The organism is Nonomuraea sp. NPDC049714, from assembly GCF_044465295.1.
GTDB lineage: Bacteria > Actinomycetota > Actinomycetes > Streptosporangiales > Streptosporangiaceae > Nonomuraea.
In genome coordinates, this window is sequence record NZ_JBITLM010000003.1 from 503,183 (window position 1) to 518,026 (window position 14,844).

The window sequence follows — 14,844 nt, forward strand, 5'->3', positions numbered from 1 at the left end:
AGTTCCGTGTCGCCCACTCAGCAGACGGACAGCGTCCTGTCCCTGCGCGGGATCAGCAAGACCTTCGGAGCGGTCGCCGCACTGACCGACATCTCCCTCGACGTGGCCGCGAGCCAGGTCGTGGCCATCGTCGGCGACAACGGCGCGGGCAAGTCCACGCTGGTGAAGATCCTTTCGGGGGTGCACCCGCCGGACACGGGCACGATCACGTTCGCTGGGCAGGCGGTGCAGATCCCCACTCCGGCCGCGGCCCACAAGCTGGGCATCGCCACCGTCTTCCAGGACCTCGCGCTGTGCGAGAACCTCAACGTCATCCAGAACCTGTTCCTGGGCCAGGAGATCCGCCCGCTCAGGCTGAACGACGTGGCCATGGAGACCCGTTCGTGGGAGCTGCTCCGCCAGCTCTCGGCGAAGATCCCCAGCGTCAGGGTGCCGGTGGCGGCCCTGTCCGGCGGCCAGCGGCAGACGGTGGCGATCGCCCGGTCGCTGCTCGGCGACCCGAAGATCATCATTCTGGACGAGCCCACCGCCGCCCTGGGCGTCGCCCAGACCGCCGAGGTGCTCAACCTGATCGAGCGGCTCCGCGAGAACGGCCACGGCGTCATCATGATCAGCCACAACATGGTGGACGTGAAGGCCGTGGCCGACACGGTGGTGGTGCTCAGGCTGGGCCGTAACAACGGGGTGTTCGACGTCGAGGACGTCAGCTCGGAGGACATCATCGCCGCGATCACCGGCGCCACCGACAACGCGGTGACGCGGCGGGTGGCGCGCCGGGGGAAAGACCAGAAGGAAGGATCGCCCTCGTGAACAGCACGATGACCACCGACCGCCAGGACGAGCGGCTGCGCGGCGGCGGGGGCCTGCGCGGCGCGCTCACCGACGTGGTCGACCGGGCCCGCGCGGGCGACCTCGGCGTGATCCCGGTCGTGGTCGGCCTCGTCGTCATCTGGACCGTGCTGCAGATCCTCAACCCGATCTTCCTGTCCAGCGCCAACCTGGTGAACCTCACCCTGGAGTCCGCCGCCGTCGGCGTGATCGCGCTGGGCATCGTCTGCGTGCTGCTCGTCGGCGAGATCGACCTGTCGGTCGGCTCGGTCAGCGGCCTGTCGGGGGCGGCGCTGGCGGTGCTCTTCGTCAGCGAGGGGCTGCCCGTCTGGGTGGCCATCCTGGCCGCCGTCGTCCTGGGCGCGGTGATCGGCTGGGTGTACGCCCAGTTGTTCAACCGGTTCGGGGTGCCGAGCTTCGTCATCACCCTCGCCGGGCTGCTCGGCTTCCTGGGGCTGCAGCTCTACGTGCTCGGCACCAAGGGCTCGATCAACCTGCCGTTCGACTCGGGCCTGGTGAACTTCGCCCAGCTCGCCTTCGTGCCGGCCTGGCTCTCGTACACCTTCGCCGTGCTCGCGGCCGGTGGGCTGTTCGCCAGCGGATGGCTGCACGCCAGGGAGCGCCGCAAGGCGGGACTGTCGTCCATGAGCCTGTCCGCGCTCGTGCTGCGCAGCGCGGCGCTGCTGGTGGCGCTGGCCTTCCTGGTCTGGTACCTCGGCCAGACGCGCGGCGTCGGCTGGATGTTCGTCTTCTTCGTGGCCCTCGTCCTGATCATGCACTACCTGCTGTCGCGGACGAAGTGGGGCAGATCGGTCTACGCGGTCGGCGGCAACGTGGAGGCGGCCCGCCGGGCCGGCATCAACGTGAAGGCGGTCTTCACCTCCGTGTTCGTGCTCTGCTCCACCTTCGCGGCGGTGGGCGGCATCCTGGCCGCGGCCCGGCTGGCCGCCGCCAACCAGAGCAGCGGCGGCGGCGACGTCAACCTCAACGCCATCGCCGCCGCCGTGATCGGCGGGACGAGCCTGTTCGGCGGGCGCGGCACGGCGTTCGGGGCGCTGCTCGGCATCATCGTCATCCAGTCGATCTCCAGCGGCCTGACGCTGCTGAACCTCGACTCGTCCATCAGGTTCATGGTCACCGGGGCCGTCCTGCTGCTGGCGGTGGTCGTCGACTCCGTCTCACGCCGGTCGAGGACCTCACACGGCAGGGCCTGATGGCGGCCATCTGCGTCGACGCCGGCACCACGGTGATCAAGGCCGTCGGCTATGCCGACTCCGGCGCCGAGACCGCCGTGGTCCGGCACCGGACCAGTGTGTCCCGGCCCGCGCCCGGCCAGGCCGAGCAGGACATGGGCGCGGTCTGGGACGCGGTCGTCCGCACGGTGCGCGGCGTCGCCGCCGAGCTCCGCAGCAAGATCGACGGTTCGGTCGACTTCGTCGCGGTGACCGCGCAGGGCGACGGCTGCTGGCTGGTCGACGCCGCCGGTGAGCCGACGGGCCCGGCCATCCTGTGGAACGACGGCAGGGCGGCGGCCACGGTCGACGCCTGGAATCGGTCCGGGCTGGCCGAGCGCGCCTTCAGGACCAACGGCTCCTCGGCCGCCTCCGGGCTGCCGCACGCCATCCTGACCTGGCTGAAGGAGCACGACCCGGCCCGGCTGGAGCGCTCGGCGGCCAACCTCACCTGCGGAGGATGGATCTTCTCCCGGCTGACCGGCGAGCTCGCCGCCGACGAGTCCGACGCCTCGGCCCCCTTCATGGACCTGCGCTCCCGCCGCTACTCCCCCGAGCTGCTGGCGCTGTTCGGCCTCGACTGGGCCGCCCGGCTGCTGCCCGAGGTGCGCGACGACGCGCACCGGGTGGCCGGACTGACCCCGGACGCGGCCACGCTGCTCGGCCTGCCCGCAGGCACCCCGGTGGTGATGGCGCCGTACGACATCGCCGCCACCGCGCTCGGCTCCGGCGCGGTGCGCACCGGCCAGGCGTGCGCCATCCTCGGCACCACCCTCTGCGTGGAGAGCCTGGTCGAGCGGCCCGACCTGGACGGCGACCCGGTCGGCATCACGATCGCGCTGCCGGGCGGCCACCTGCGCGCCTTCCCCACCTTCGCCGGCACCGAGGTCGTCCAGTGGGCCTGCCGCCTGCTCGGCCTGACCGACCCGGCCGAGCTGAGCGTCCTGGCCGCGCAGAGCGAGCCCGGCGCGCGCGGCCTGGCCTTCCAGCCGTACTTCTCCCCCGCCGGGGAACGGGCCCCGTTCTCCGACCCGCTCGCCAGGGGCGCCTTCCTCGGCATGTCCTTCGAGCACGGCCGCGAGCACGTCGCCCGCGCCGTCCTGGAAGGGCTCACCCTCGTCATCCAGGACTGCCTCGCCGCCTCCGGCCCGCCGCCGCGCGAGCTGCGGGTCTGCGGCGGCGGCGCGGCCAGCGCGCTGTGGCTCCGGCTCATCGCCGACGTCACCGGGCTGCCGGTGCTGCGCTCCGGCGACAGCGAGGTCGGCGCCAGAGGCGCCTTCCTGGTCGGCCTGGTCGCCACCGGCGCCGCCGCGAGCGTCCGCGCCGCTGCCGACGATCATGTACGGCTACGTGAGACCGTCCACCCCGGGCCCGGCCCCTACGCCGAGGCCTACCAGGACTTCCTGGCGCTGCGCGAGACCGGCTCCCGGTCCTGGCCGCTGCTGGCCGAGATGCGGAGCCGTACATGAGCGTCTGGATCGGCATCGACCTCGGCACGCAGAGCGTGCGCGCGATGGCCGTCGACGGGAGCGGGCAGGTGCTCGGCGCGGCGAGTCGCGCCCTGGCCAGCCACCGCGACGGCCCCCGGCACGAGCAGGACCCCGAGCAGTGGTGGCGTGAGCTGGCCGCCGCCACCCGCGAGGCGCTGGCCGGCGTGCCCGCGAGCCGGATCGCGGGGGTGGCCGTGGACGCCACCTCCGGCACGATCCTGCTCACCGACGGCCACGGCGACCCGCTCACCCCGGCGCTGATGTACGACGACCGGCGCGCCACCGAGGAGGTGGAGCGGGTCAACGTCGTGGGCGCGCACGTCTGGGAGCGACTCGGCTACCAGCGCATGCAGCCCAACTGGGCGCTGCCCAAGCTGCTGTGGCTCCTGCGCGCCGACGCGCGGCCGGCGCACGAGCGCCCCGGCTCCCGAGCCGGAGCACAGCCGGCCCAGCATGGCGGCGGCCGTGCCGGGGTCCGGGTGGCGCATCAGAGTGACTTCGTCAATCGCCGGCTGGTCGGGGCGGAGGTGGCGACCGACCTGAGCAACGCGCTGAAGACCGGCGTCGACCTGATCGACGAGCGCTGGCCGTACGACGTCCTGGACGCGCTGGGCGTGCCCGCCGGGATCCTGCCGGACGTCGTGCGGCCGGGCAGCGTGCTGGGCGTGGTCGGCGCGGCGGCGGCCGAGGCCACCGGGCTGCCCGAGGGGACGCCGGTGATCGCCGGCACCACCGACGGGTGCGCCGCGCAGCTCGGCGCGGGCGCGCTGCGGCCGGGCAGCTGGAACTCGGTGCTCGGCACCACGCTGGTGCTCAAGGGCGTGACCGAGGAGCTGATCCACGACCCGCTCGGCGTCGTCTACTCCCACCGCGCGCCCGACGGCTCGTGGCTGCCGGGCGGCGCGTCGAGCACCGGCGCCGGCGTCCTGGCCCGCGACCTCCCCGGCCGCGACCTCGCCGCCCTCAGCCAGGAGGCCACCACCCGCTACGGCAGGGGCGCCACGGACTCCCTGCCGATCACCTATCCCCTGGTCTCGCGTGGCGAGCGGTTCCCGTTCGCGGCGCCCGGGGCCGAGGGGTTCACCCTCGGCGAGCCCGCCGACGACGTCGAGCGTTATGTGGCGATCCTGCGCGGCGCCGCGTTCGTCGAGCGCCTCTGCTTCGACTACCTCGACCTCCTCGGCGCACCCGTGGACGGGGAGATCATCCTGACCGGTGGCGCGACGAAGAGCGCGTACTGGAACCAGCTCAGGGCGGACGTGCTCGGCCGCCCTGTGACGCTGCGGGAGAACGCCGAGCCCGCCCTGGGCATGGCGCTGCTCGCCGCGAGCACGACCACCGGCACCACAGGGACCAGGACCATGGCGGGCGACGGTGGGATGGTTCGCACGCTCGCGGTCATCGACCCCTCCGGGGCCGACCTCCGCGAGCCCTACCTGCGCTTCGTGGCCGAACTCGAAGATCGTGGCTGGCTGCCGGCGGCAGCCGCCGCCCATGCCCGCGAGAGGACCGCACGATGACCAACCTGGTGCTGGTACGCCACGGCGAGACCGTCTGGCACGCCGAGAACCGCTACGCCGGGGTCAGCGACATCGAGCTGACCCCGCGCGGGCATGAGCAGGCCGAGCGGCTCGCCGCCTGGGCCGCCACGGCGGGCCTGTCCGGCGTGTGGGCGTCCACGCTGAGCCGTTCCCGGATCACCGCCGCCGCCAGCGCGGAGGCCGCGGGCGTCAAGCTCGCGGTGGACGTGCGGCTGCGGGAGGTGGACTTCGGCAAGGGCGAGGGGCTCACCGCCGCCGAGATGCGCGAGCGCTTCCCCGAAGCCCGCGCCGCCTTCGAGGCCGACCCCGGCGCCAATCCGCTGCCCGGCGGCGAGGACCCGGCCCTGGCGGCGGACCGGTTCGTGGCGGCCTTGCGCGACATCATCGCCACCGGCTCCGGCGAGCGGGTGCTGGTGGTCGCGCACACCACCGCCATCAGGATCGCGCTGTGCGGTCTGATCGGGGTGCCGCTGGGCGAGTACCGGCGGCTGTTCCCCCGGCTGGACAACTGCGCGATCACCGAGCTGCGCCTGCGCGGCGACCGGGCCGCGATGCTGCAGTACAACTCCCCGATTGGAGCCGTTCGTTGACCACCCGAGTTCTTGCCGCAGGTGACCATTTCGTGCAGAACCGCCTGCTCGTCGACGCGCTCAGGCGGGAGGTTCCCGGTGAGGTGGAGACCAGCGAGCTCACGCTGCCGTGGCCGATGGTGCCGTTCGGCCGGGTGGGCGAGGTCGAAGAGGCGTCCGACGTGGAGGACGAGCTGATCGAGGCGCTGCGCGGCGTCGAGGTGTGCGTGACCCAGATGGCCCCGCTGACCAGCCGGGTGCTGAAGGCCAGCCCGGACCTCAGGCTTTTCTGCGTCAGCCGGGGCGGCCCGGTCAACGCCAATCTTGCGGCGGCCACCGAGGCGGGGGTGGCGGTCACGTTCGCCCCCGGCCGCAACGCGGTGGCCACGGCGGAGCACACGCTGGCCATGCTGCTCGCCGCCACCCGCCGCATCCCGCAGACCCACGCCGACCTGGCCGGCGGCGTGTGGCGGGGCGACTACTACAGCTATGACAACGTGGGCCCCGAGCTGGAGGGCAGCACGGTCGGGCTGGTCGGCTACGGCGCGATCGGCCGGCGGGTGGCCCGCATGCTGGCGGGGTTCGGCGCGGAGGTGCTGGTCCACGACCCGTACGTGGACGTGCCCGGCCGGGTCGAGCTGGACGAGTTGCTGCACCGCTCCCGGTTCGTCTCGCTGCACGCCCGCGCCACGCCCGAGACCATCGGCATGATCGGCGCCGCGCAGATCGCCGCGATGCCTTCCGGATCCGTCCTGGTCAACTGCGCCAGGGGCGCGCTGCTGGACTACGACGCCCTGTGTGACGCACTGGACTCCGGCCACCTGTTCGGCGCCGCGATGGACGTCTTCCCGGAGGAGCCGATCCCTGCGGATTCGCGGCTGCTGGCCGTACCGAATCTGGTGATGACCCCGCACCTGGCGGGCGCGAGCAAGGAGACGGCCGCGAAGGCGGCCACGATCGTGGCCGCCGACGTGGCGCGGTATGTCCGCGGCGAGCCGCTGCTGCACTGCGCGAACCCGGCGGTCAGCCTTTCAGCGCACCAGCCATCAGGCCGCGCATGAAGAAGCGGCCCAGCAGGACGTAGATGAGCATGGTCGGGATCGAGGACAGGATCGCCGCCGCCATCTGCTGGCTGTAGGGCGTGGCCTGGGCCCCGGCGATGTTGTTCAGCATCACCGTGGCGGGCCAGCTCTGCGGGCCGGTGAGGAAGACGGCGAACAGGAAGTCGTTCCAGAGCGAGGTGAACTGCCAGATGATGACGACCGCGATGGCGGGCGCGGACACCGGCAACACCACCGACCAGTACGTCCGCAACATGCCCGCCCCGTCCACCCGGGACGCCTCGATGAGCTCGTCGGGGATGGTGACGTAGTAGTTGCGGAAGATCAGCGTGCAGATCGGGATGCCGTAGACGACGTGCGCCAGGATCAGTCCGGGCAGGCCGCCGTAGAAGACGCCCTGCAGCCCGGTGGCCTCGTTCAGCCCCACCAGGAGCTGCACCAGCGGGATCATGACCCCCTGGTAGGGGATGAACATGCCGAACAGGAACAGCGTGAACACCAGGTCGGCGCCCGGAAACCGCCATTTCGACAGCACGTAGCCGTTCATCGAGCCGAACGCGCACGACAGCAGCGAGCCGGGCACCGCCAGCAGGACGCTGTTCCACATGCCGGGGGCGAGCTTCTCCCACGCCACCCCCCACGCCTCGAACGTCCAAATCTGCGGCAGGCTCCACGCCTGGCTGGGGTCCGCCTCGGTCAGCGGCTTGAAGCTGGTGACCAGCAGGACGTAGATCGGGATGAGGAAGATCACCACGAAGGCGATCAGCACCGCGAGCCGCACCCAGGTGAAGGCGGGCTTGCGCCCTGCCACCGCCGTCATTGACGCCTCTCCTTACGCACGGACCAGATCAGGTACGGGATCACGAACACGGCCACGCTGAGCACGATGTACGACGCGATGGTGGCGCCCTTGGCCGGGTCGTGGGAGTCGAAGACCGCCACCCACATGAACACCGCCGGCACGTCGGTGATGATCTGCTTGCCGGAGACGGCGACGATCAGGTCGAACACCTTGAGCGAGATGTGCCCCAGGATGATCAGCGCCGAGAGGGTGACCGGGCGCAGCAGCGGCAGCACGACATGCCGGTAGACGCCCCACTCGGTGCAGCCGTCGACCCGCGCCGCCTCGCGCAGCTCCTCGGGGACGCCCCGGAAACCGGCCAAGAACAAAGCCATGACATATCCGGACATCTGCCAGACGGCGGGGAGCGCCATCGCGGCCATCCCCCAGTCCGGATCCCGGAACCACTGCCACTGCGGCAACCCGATCGCGTCGAACAGCCGGTTGAGCCCGACCGCCCGCTCCTCCATCCCGGAGTTCATCAGCCACCGCCACACGATGCCGGTGGCGACGAACGACACGGCCATCGGGAACAGGTAGATCGCCCGGAACGTGCCCTCGCCCCAGATCCCCTTCTCCATCAGGAACGCCAGCAGCCAGCCCAGCACCAGCGCGCCGACCACGAACACGATCGTGAAGACGATGGCGTGGTTGACCGAGAGATGCCATCTCGGCTGGTCCCAGATGTCGATGAAGTTCTGCAGCCCGACGAAGTTTCCCTCGGACACCTCGTCGTGCTTGTCCGTCATGGCCAGCTGGAAGTTCCACCCCAGCATGCCGTACACGAACACGCCGATCGCCACGATCGACGGCGCGACGAGGAGCAGCCCTGGGAGCCAGGTGCGTGCCCGCCTCACGAAACACTCCCTTTCACGAAAAAGGGGTACGGCAGGCGCGCGGAACGCCTGCCGTACCCGTCGGCTACTGGGCGTTCGCCGTCGCGGCGTCGGCCAGGGCCTTCTGCAGCGCGGGCACGTCCTTCGTGCCGATGAACAGCCCGACCGCCTCGTTGATCGCGGCCAGCCACGGCTGGTTCACCGCGACGCCGTGCTGGACGGAGCCGGCCAGCTCGTTGCCCGACCAGTCCTTCAGCGCGTCGGCCAGGTAGTCGGTGTACAGGGACTGGTCGGCGTCCTTACGGGCGGGGATGGAGCCCTTCAGGGGATTGAAGGCGTCCTGCCCCTCCTTGCTCGCCGCGACCTTCAGCCAGGCGACGGCCCCGTCACGGTTCTTCGCGCCCTTGGGCAGGGTGAAGCTGTCCGACAGCCACAGGTACGAGCCCTCGGTGCCAGGTGAGGGAGCCCAGTCGAAGTCGGTCTTCGACGCCTTGCCCAGCCCGCCTTCCGGCGGGTTGTGGAAGTAGCCGTACGCCCAGTCGCCCATGATGTTGAACGCGGCCTCGCCGTCGGCCACCTGCTTGGCCGCGGGCTGCCAGTCGTCCTGCGGGTCGCCCGCGTACGACATGATCGTCTTGAAGCTCTCCAGCGCCTTGGTGACCGCGGCGCCGTTCCAGTCCGCACCCGGCTTGAACAGGGCGTTGTAGCCCTCCGTGCCGAGCGAGCCGAGCAGCACGCTCTCCAGCAGGTGGGTGACGGTCCACTCCGAGCCGATGGACAGCGGGATCTTGCCCGTGGCCTTGACCTTCTCCAGGGCGGCGACGAACTCGTCGATCGACTTGGGCGCTCCGGCGACGCCCGCCTCCTTGAGGACCGACGGGTTGAACCACAGGACGTTCGACCTGTGGATGTTCACCGGCACGGAGTAGATCTTGCCGTCGACGCTGATCTGCTCGACGAGTTGCTCCGGGAAGGCCTCGCGCAGCTTCAGCTCGTCGTACAGGAAGTTGAGCTCTTCCAGGTCGCCGGCCTTGATGTAGCCCTGCAGCTCGGCTCCGGCGTGGCCCTGGAACGTGTCGGGCGGCGTGTCGGCCTGCAGCTTCGACTGCAGCAGCGCCTTGGCCTTGTCACCCGAGCCACCGGCGACGGCGGCGTCGAAGAACGTGAGCGTCGGGTTCTGCTGCTCGAAGATCTTCCGCATGGCCTGCAGACCGTCGGCCTCGCCCGGCCCGGTCCACCAGGAGAAGACCTCGACCTGCTGCTTGTCTCCGCCGGCGCCGGCGCTGGGTTGCGCCGCGGGATCACCACCACCGCCACAGGCGGACAAGCTCAGCACGCTTGCCATAGTGATCGCGGCGGCTGTCATCCACCGTCGTCTCATGCGCACACCATCCCTTCCCAAACCCCCGAGTTGGTGACTTGACAACGTTGTCAGTAGGGCCATCAACCCACTTTCCAGTCGGACCCGTCAAGCAGGTATGGGTAACAGGTCCGCATACGCGACGCCCATAGGAAACTGTCGGTGCCCGAGTCCACACTCTTCGTATGGCCGATGAGCCCCTCGAATTGGGCGAGATATCCCTGTCCGACTGGCACGCGCACAACGACACGATGGCCGAGATCGGTTTTCTCACCATCGCCAAGCGCCTCCCGTCCCTCGTCCGCCAGGCGATGAGCATGGCCTGGCGCGCCAGCCCCCGCGACACCGTCGCGACCATCGCCCTCAACCTGCTGGGCGGCCTCTTCACCGCCTTCGGGCTCCTGGCGACCACGGGCGTGCTCAACGCCCTGTTCAGCGAGGGGCCCACCCCCGACCGGGTGATCGCCGCGCTGCCCAGCCTGGCCCTGGTGGTCACCGCGGCGGCGCTGCGCACCGTGGTCCAGGCGGGCGCGGGCTGGGCGCAGTCCCGCCTCGATCCGCAGATCAGCCGCCAGGCCGAGGAGCGGCTCTACGGCCTGACCAGCCGCGTCGAGCTGGCCGCCTTCGACGACCCGGAGTTTCACGACGCTCTCGAACGAGCCCGGTCGCGCGGCGTGGCCACGGTCGACTCGGTCGTGACCACGGCCATCGACGTGGTGACGGCCGCCGTCGGCATCGCGGCCGTCGCCGGCGTGCTCAGCGTGCTCCACCCGATCCTGCTGCCGCTCCTGTTGCTGGCCGTGCTGCCGGACGCCTGGGCGGCGGTGCGCAGCGCCCGGATGCGCTACACGACCATGTTCTCGCTGATCCCCGCCATGCGGCGCAAGTGGATCATCTCCCAGCTGCTCGCCGACCGCGATCCGGCGGCCGAGGTCCGCTCGTTCACCATGCGGCGCTTCCTGCTGCGCATGTACGACGCGGTGGCCAAGGCCGAGCAGGACGTGATGCTCCGCCTGGCCAGGCGGCAGACCGTGGCCAGGCTCGTCGGCGAGGCGCTGGGCGGCCTCGGCAGCGCCCTGGTCTACGTCGCGCTCGGCGTGCTGCTCGCCCTCGCCGCGATCCCGCTCGCCGTGGCGGGCACCGCCGTGCTGGCCATCAGATCCGGCCAGACCTCACTGGCCAACCTCATGTACGCCACCAACCGGCTCTACGAGGACGGCCTCTACTTCACCGACTTCCTGGAGTTCTGCGCCGACGCCGAGCGCCGGCTGCCGGACCGGCGGCGGACCGCCACCCTCGACGGGTTCGAGCGGATCAGCGCCAAGGACGTCACCTTCACTTACCCAGGCTCCGACGAGCCCGCGCTGCACGGCGTGTCCGTCGAGATCAAGCAGGGCGAAGTGATCGCCTTCGTGGGCGAGAACGGCTCCGGCAAGACCACCCTCGCCAAGATCCTGTCCGGCCTGTACGAACCCGACACGGGCAGCGTCCACTGGGACGACCTCGACCTGCGTGAGGTCAGCCCCGAGGAGCTGCGCCTGCGCACGGCCGTCATCGCCCAGGACCACACCCGCTGGCCGCTCACCGCCCGCTACAACATCACGATGGGCACCGGGAAGGGCGAGGAGGCTTTGCACGCCGCGGCGGCCGTCGCGGGCGCCGACGAGGTGATCGCCGACCTGCCGAACGGCTACCGCACCCTGCTGGACCGGCGCTTCAAGGACGGCCACGAGCTGTCCGGCGGCCAGTGGCAGCGCGTCGCGGTCGCCCGCGGCTTCCACCGCGACGCCCGCCTGCTGATCTGCGACGAGCCCACGGCCGCCCTCGACGCCCGCGCCGAGCACGCCCTGTTCGAGCGCATCCGCGGCCACTCCGACGGCCGCACCGTGCTGCTGATCACCCACCGCCTGGCCAGCGTCCGCTACGCCGACCGCATCTACGTCCTGGACCACGGCAAGGTCACCGAACAGGGCGACCACGCGACCCTGATGGCCCTCAACGGCCTCTACGCCGAGCTCTACACCCTCCAAGCCTCGGCCTACCGATAGCGGCGTGGGCCGGCTTCCGCTGCCGTCAAGCCGCCTCGTCCGTGGAATCGGGAGCGGAAGCCAGCAGCACGCTGCCGGACTGGGTCTTCTCCTCGGGGAAGACCCACTTCCGGAACGCCCAGAAGCGGAAGACCATGGCGATCAGCGTGCCGATGACCTGCGCGCTCACGAAGTCGGCGATCTCCTGGGTCACCAGGCTCACGTCCGGGACCTCCAGGCGGAATGCGTACCGGGAGATCCATAGCGGCGCGGAGCTGAGCACCAGACCGACGCCACTGACCAGGAAGAACAGCGCCGCCTCGTGACGGCGCTCACGGCCGCCCCTGGTCCGGAACGACCATTCGCGATTCAACACGTAGGACACGATCGTCGCCACGAGCACGGCGATGACCTTCGCGGTCACCGGCTTCGGCTCCAGAATGGTGAGCTTCAGCCCATAGAACACCGTGTTGTCCACGAGGAACGCTGTGCCGCCCACCACCGCGAACTTCAGCCATTCACGGTGCTTCAGCGCAAGTGCGCGCAGCGGTCCCGGCAATCTCGCGAGTACTGCGTCGGCCATTCGGAGCACCCCCGATCTTCTCACCAGCCGGACCCCCTGATCGCAAGATTCACGGACCTGGCTTGCTTTGACCCAACGATCAGGTGCAGGTTGGTTCGACAGTATATAGTTAGCTGTCGTACTATTCTTCCTGGAACTTGTTCAGTGGCGAAGGAGCACAGCATGCGTACCTTGATCCGTGATGTTCGGGTCTTCGACGGCGAGCGCACCGTGCCTCGGGCGGATCTCCTGATCGTCGACGACCAGATCGCCGAGCCCGACGGGCAACCTGTGGACGTGGACATCGACGGCTCGGGCAAGACCGTGTTCCCTGGTCTGATCGACGCGCACACCCACGTCTCCGACGGCATGCTCGCCCAGGCGCTGACCTTCGGCGTGACCACCGAGCTCGACATGTTCTGCCTGCCGGGCAACCTGGCCAGGCAGCGCCGGCTGGCCGCCGACCATGATGACGTGGCCGACCTGCGCAGTTCGGGCATCCTGGCCACCGCCCCGCACGGCCACCCGAGCCAGATCATGACCGCCGAGTCAGGTGCGCTGGAGTGGCTGGGCGACGCGGTCGGGCCCTTCGCCACCATCGCGGAGGCGGACCAGGCCAAGGCGTTCGTGGCGGCGCGGCTGGCCGAGGGCATCGACTACCTGAAGATCGTGATCGACAACGGCGAGACGGCCGGACTGGACCTGCCGGTGCTCAGCCCTGACGTCGTCGCGGCTCTGGTCGAGGCCGGCCACGCGGCGGGGTTGACGACCATCGCCCATGTGGCGACGGCGGGCGATGCCACGATCGCGCTGAACGCGGGCATCGACGGGCTGGCCCACGTCTTTCACGACACCGTTCCCGAGGACCCCACCGTGGCCGAGCTGGCGGCGCGGGCCGCCTCCCAAGGCGTGTTCGTGGTCAGCACCCTGACCTACATCGAGACGATCAACCAGGACCCCGCGGGCGCGGAGCTCCTCCGGGACGAGCGCATCGCGGCCTGGCTGCCGGAGCGGGCCATGGTCGCGCTCGACCGAGACCATTCGGCCGTGCCCGTCCACCCGCAGGGCGTCGTGAACGCCCTGTACGCGGCCCTGACGCTGCACCGGGCAGGGGTGCCGCTCCTGGCCGGCACCGACGCCAACTTCTGGGCTCCACTGCACGGCGCCGCCATGCACCGCGAGCTTCTGCTGCTCACCGAGGCCGGGCTGAGCGCTGAGGAGGCGCTCGCCACGGCCACCAGCGTGCCCGCCCGCCACTTCAAGCTGACCGACCGCGGCCGGATCGCACCCGGGCTGCGCGCCGATCTCGTTCTGGTGGACGGCGATCCGACCCGCGCCATCACCGCCACCCGCGCCATCACCGACGTCTGGCGGCGCGGCGTCCGCCAGAGCCGCTGACCGGTGGCCGGCCTCGCCCTTGTCAGGAAGGCCGGCCGTCCAGAAGGCCACGCACGATCCGGGTGAGCGTCGCGGCATCCTCGGGCGTCAACCCGGCGGCGAGCCTGGCGAGATTGGCCGCGTGCTCGGTGAGCGCCGCGTCGATCACTTCACGTCCCTTGTCGGTGAGAACGACATGGAAGCTGCGGCGGTCTGCCGGATCCAGGCTCCGCTCGATCAGCCCGGCCGCCTCCAGCCGATCAAGCCGGTTCGTCATCCCGGCCCGCGACATCATCAGCACCGCCGACAGCTCTGACGGGATCATGGTGTACGGCGAACCCGACCGGCGCAGCGCGGCCAGCACGTCGAACTCGCCCTGCCGCAGACCGTGCCGTACGAAAACCTCCTCCACGGCCGCCTCGACCAGCCGCGTCAGCCGCGCGATGCGCGCGAACACCCCCATCGCCGACAGATCGAGATCGGGCCGCTCCCGCCGCCACTGCTCGAGGACGAGATCGATGGCGTCCTTGGGCTCGTTGCTCACCTACTGATTTTAGCTCGGACTATCAGGCCCTTGATTATCTCGCGCGATTCCGGCACTGGCAGGCTGAGAATCAGGCGAATCCATTCACTGGCGGGTGAGCAAGGGCCGCCGGCCCTACGCTGCCTCCGCCATGGTGCGGACTACCCGCACTTATAGGTGATGCGCATATGGTCCCTCAGGTCCGCCGGAGAGATGAATCCATCGGTGCGCTTGTTGGGCTGATTGAAGGAGTCTATGAAGGCGAACCAATAATCTTCACCCACGTTTTCCGCATGGGTCTTACCTGCTGCGACGGCCCGCAAGTCGGCCTTGCTCACCCGGCCGTCCCTGACGCCACCCATTGCCGCGTTGTCGATCACCCTGAAGTTCGTAGTGACGGCTTTGAGGTAGTCACAGGCCAGACTCGCCGTGGTCGTGGCGGCTTGGGCGGGGGCGGCCCCCGCGGCGAGGCCGAGCGCCATGATGCCGGCGGCGGCACCGGTAGCCGCTGCCGAACCCGATTCCAGCCGCTGCTGGCAGGCCTTGACCTGGACGGACGCGCCCCCACCGCCGACGCGATCGCGGGCACGGCCGCGA

Annotated in this window: 14 protein-coding genes; 8 read left to right on the top strand and 6 right to left on the bottom strand. The window is 70.5% G+C overall.

Annotated features, from left to right (window positions below):
* Window positions 1-6: 6 nt before the first annotated feature.
* From ACIBQX_RS15685 to ACIBQX_RS15710, 6 genes are read left to right on the top strand one after another with little or no spacing between them, the layout of a single operon-like run.
* Window positions 7-810 (top strand): ATP-binding cassette domain-containing protein, encoded by an 804-nt coding sequence (locus ACIBQX_RS15685; protein WP_397004827.1) that lies wholly within the window; start codon window positions 7-9, stop codon window positions 808-810.
* Window positions 807-2,042, top strand: coding sequence for a sugar ABC transporter permease (locus ACIBQX_RS15690; protein WP_397004829.1), 1,236 nt, complete (start codon window positions 807-809; stop codon window positions 2,040-2,042). Before ACIBQX_RS15685 ends, ACIBQX_RS15690 begins: the two co-directional genes overlap by 4 nt.
* Window positions 2,042-3,529, top strand: coding sequence for an FGGY family carbohydrate kinase (locus ACIBQX_RS15695; protein WP_397004831.1), 1,488 nt, complete (start codon window positions 2,042-2,044; stop codon window positions 3,527-3,529). Before ACIBQX_RS15690 ends, ACIBQX_RS15695 begins: the two co-directional genes overlap by 1 nt.
* Window positions 3,526-5,070 carry an FGGY-family carbohydrate kinase gene (locus ACIBQX_RS15700; protein ID WP_397004833.1) on the top strand — a complete coding sequence of 515 codons (1,545 nt, stop codon included), beginning with the start codon at window positions 3,526-3,528 and terminating at the stop codon, window positions 5,068-5,070. Before ACIBQX_RS15695 ends, ACIBQX_RS15700 begins: the two co-directional genes overlap by 4 nt.
* Window positions 5,067-5,681, top strand: coding sequence for a histidine phosphatase family protein (locus tag ACIBQX_RS15705; protein WP_397004835.1), 615 nt, complete (start codon window positions 5,067-5,069; stop codon window positions 5,679-5,681). Before ACIBQX_RS15700 ends, ACIBQX_RS15705 begins: the two co-directional genes overlap by 4 nt.
* A complete protein-coding gene (locus ACIBQX_RS15710; protein WP_397004837.1) occupies window positions 5,678-6,721 on the top strand; it encodes a 2-hydroxyacid dehydrogenase in 1,044 nt (347 codons plus the stop codon). The genes ACIBQX_RS15705 and ACIBQX_RS15710 overlap by 4 nt, the downstream gene beginning before the upstream one ends.
* On the opposite strand, the gene ACIBQX_RS15715 is transcribed toward ACIBQX_RS15710, so the two are convergent.
* The 3 genes from ACIBQX_RS15715 to ACIBQX_RS15725 form a co-directional block, all read right to left on the bottom strand.
* Window positions 6,684-7,541 carry a carbohydrate ABC transporter permease gene (locus ACIBQX_RS15715; RefSeq protein WP_397004839.1) on the bottom strand — a complete coding sequence of 286 codons (858 nt, stop codon included), beginning with the start codon at window positions 7,539-7,541 and terminating at the stop codon, window positions 6,684-6,686. The genes ACIBQX_RS15710 and ACIBQX_RS15715 overlap by 38 nt on opposite strands.
* Window positions 7,538-8,419 carry a carbohydrate ABC transporter permease gene (locus ACIBQX_RS15720; RefSeq protein ID WP_397004841.1) on the bottom strand — a complete coding sequence of 294 codons (882 nt, stop codon included), beginning with the start codon at window positions 8,417-8,419 and terminating at the stop codon, window positions 7,538-7,540. Before ACIBQX_RS15720 ends, ACIBQX_RS15715 begins: the two co-directional genes overlap by 4 nt.
* Window positions 8,420-8,483: 64 nt before the next feature.
* Window positions 8,484-9,743 (bottom strand): ABC transporter substrate-binding protein, encoded by a 1,260-nt coding sequence (locus tag ACIBQX_RS15725; RefSeq protein ID WP_397005437.1) that lies wholly within the window; start codon window positions 9,741-9,743, stop codon window positions 8,484-8,486.
* A 200-nt stretch (window positions 9,744-9,943) separates the two neighbouring features.
* On the opposite strand from ACIBQX_RS15725, the gene ACIBQX_RS15730 reads away from it, so the two are divergent.
* Entirely contained in the window at window positions 9,944-11,806 is a 1,863-nt protein-coding gene (locus ACIBQX_RS15730; protein WP_397004843.1) for an ABC transporter ATP-binding protein, read from the top strand.
* Between the two features lie 25 nt (window positions 11,807-11,831).
* Here the strand turns inward: ACIBQX_RS15730 and ACIBQX_RS15735 are convergent, their stop codons facing one another.
* Window positions 11,832-12,368 (bottom strand): GtrA family protein, encoded by a 537-nt coding sequence (locus ACIBQX_RS15735; protein ID WP_397004845.1) that lies wholly within the window; start codon window positions 12,366-12,368, stop codon window positions 11,832-11,834.
* Window positions 12,369-12,530: 162 nt separating this feature from the next.
* Here ACIBQX_RS15735 and ACIBQX_RS15740 point away from each other — a divergent pair, with 162 nt between their 5' ends.
* Entirely contained in the window at window positions 12,531-13,745 is a 1,215-nt protein-coding gene (locus ACIBQX_RS15740; RefSeq protein ID WP_397004847.1) for an amidohydrolase family protein, read from the top strand.
* 22 nt (window positions 13,746-13,767) lie between these two features.
* On the opposite strand, the gene ACIBQX_RS15745 is transcribed toward ACIBQX_RS15740, so the two are convergent.
* Entirely contained in the window at window positions 13,768-14,268 is a 501-nt protein-coding gene (locus ACIBQX_RS15745; RefSeq protein ID WP_397004849.1) for a MarR family winged helix-turn-helix transcriptional regulator, read from the bottom strand.
* A 140-nt stretch (window positions 14,269-14,408) separates the two neighbouring features.
* Window positions 14,409-14,729 carry a hypothetical protein gene (locus tag ACIBQX_RS15750; RefSeq protein ID WP_397004851.1) on the bottom strand — a complete coding sequence of 107 codons (321 nt, stop codon included), beginning with the start codon at window positions 14,727-14,729 and terminating at the stop codon, window positions 14,409-14,411.
* Window positions 14,730-14,844 lie beyond the last annotated feature (115 nt).

Coding starts and splice junctions, on each gene's coding strand:
- ACIBQX_RS15730 (WP_397004843.1), top strand. CDS start 9,944: ATGGCCGATGAGCCCCTCGAATTGGGCGAGATATCCCTGTCCGACTGG.
- ACIBQX_RS15705 (WP_397004835.1), top strand. CDS start 5,067: ATGACCAACCTGGTGCTGGTACGCCACGGCGAGACCGTCTGGCACGCC.
- ACIBQX_RS15750 (WP_397004851.1), bottom strand. CDS start 14,729: ATGGCGCTCGGCCTCGCCGCGGGGGCCGCCCCCGCCCAAGCCGCCACG.
- ACIBQX_RS15695 (WP_397004831.1), top strand. CDS start 2,042: ATGGCGGCCATCTGCGTCGACGCCGGCACCACGGTGATCAAGGCCGTC.
- ACIBQX_RS15735 (WP_397004845.1), bottom strand. CDS start 12,368: ATGGCCGACGCAGTACTCGCGAGATTGCCGGGACCGCTGCGCGCACTT.
- ACIBQX_RS15740 (WP_397004847.1), top strand. CDS start 12,531: ATGCGTACCTTGATCCGTGATGTTCGGGTCTTCGACGGCGAGCGCACC.
- ACIBQX_RS15725 (WP_397005437.1), bottom strand. CDS start 9,743: ATGGCAAGCGTGCTGAGCTTGTCCGCCTGTGGCGGTGGTGGTGATCCC.
- ACIBQX_RS15700 (WP_397004833.1), top strand. CDS start 3,526: ATGAGCGTCTGGATCGGCATCGACCTCGGCACGCAGAGCGTGCGCGCG.
- ACIBQX_RS15715 (WP_397004839.1), bottom strand. CDS start 7,541: ATGACGGCGGTGGCAGGGCGCAAGCCCGCCTTCACCTGGGTGCGGCTC.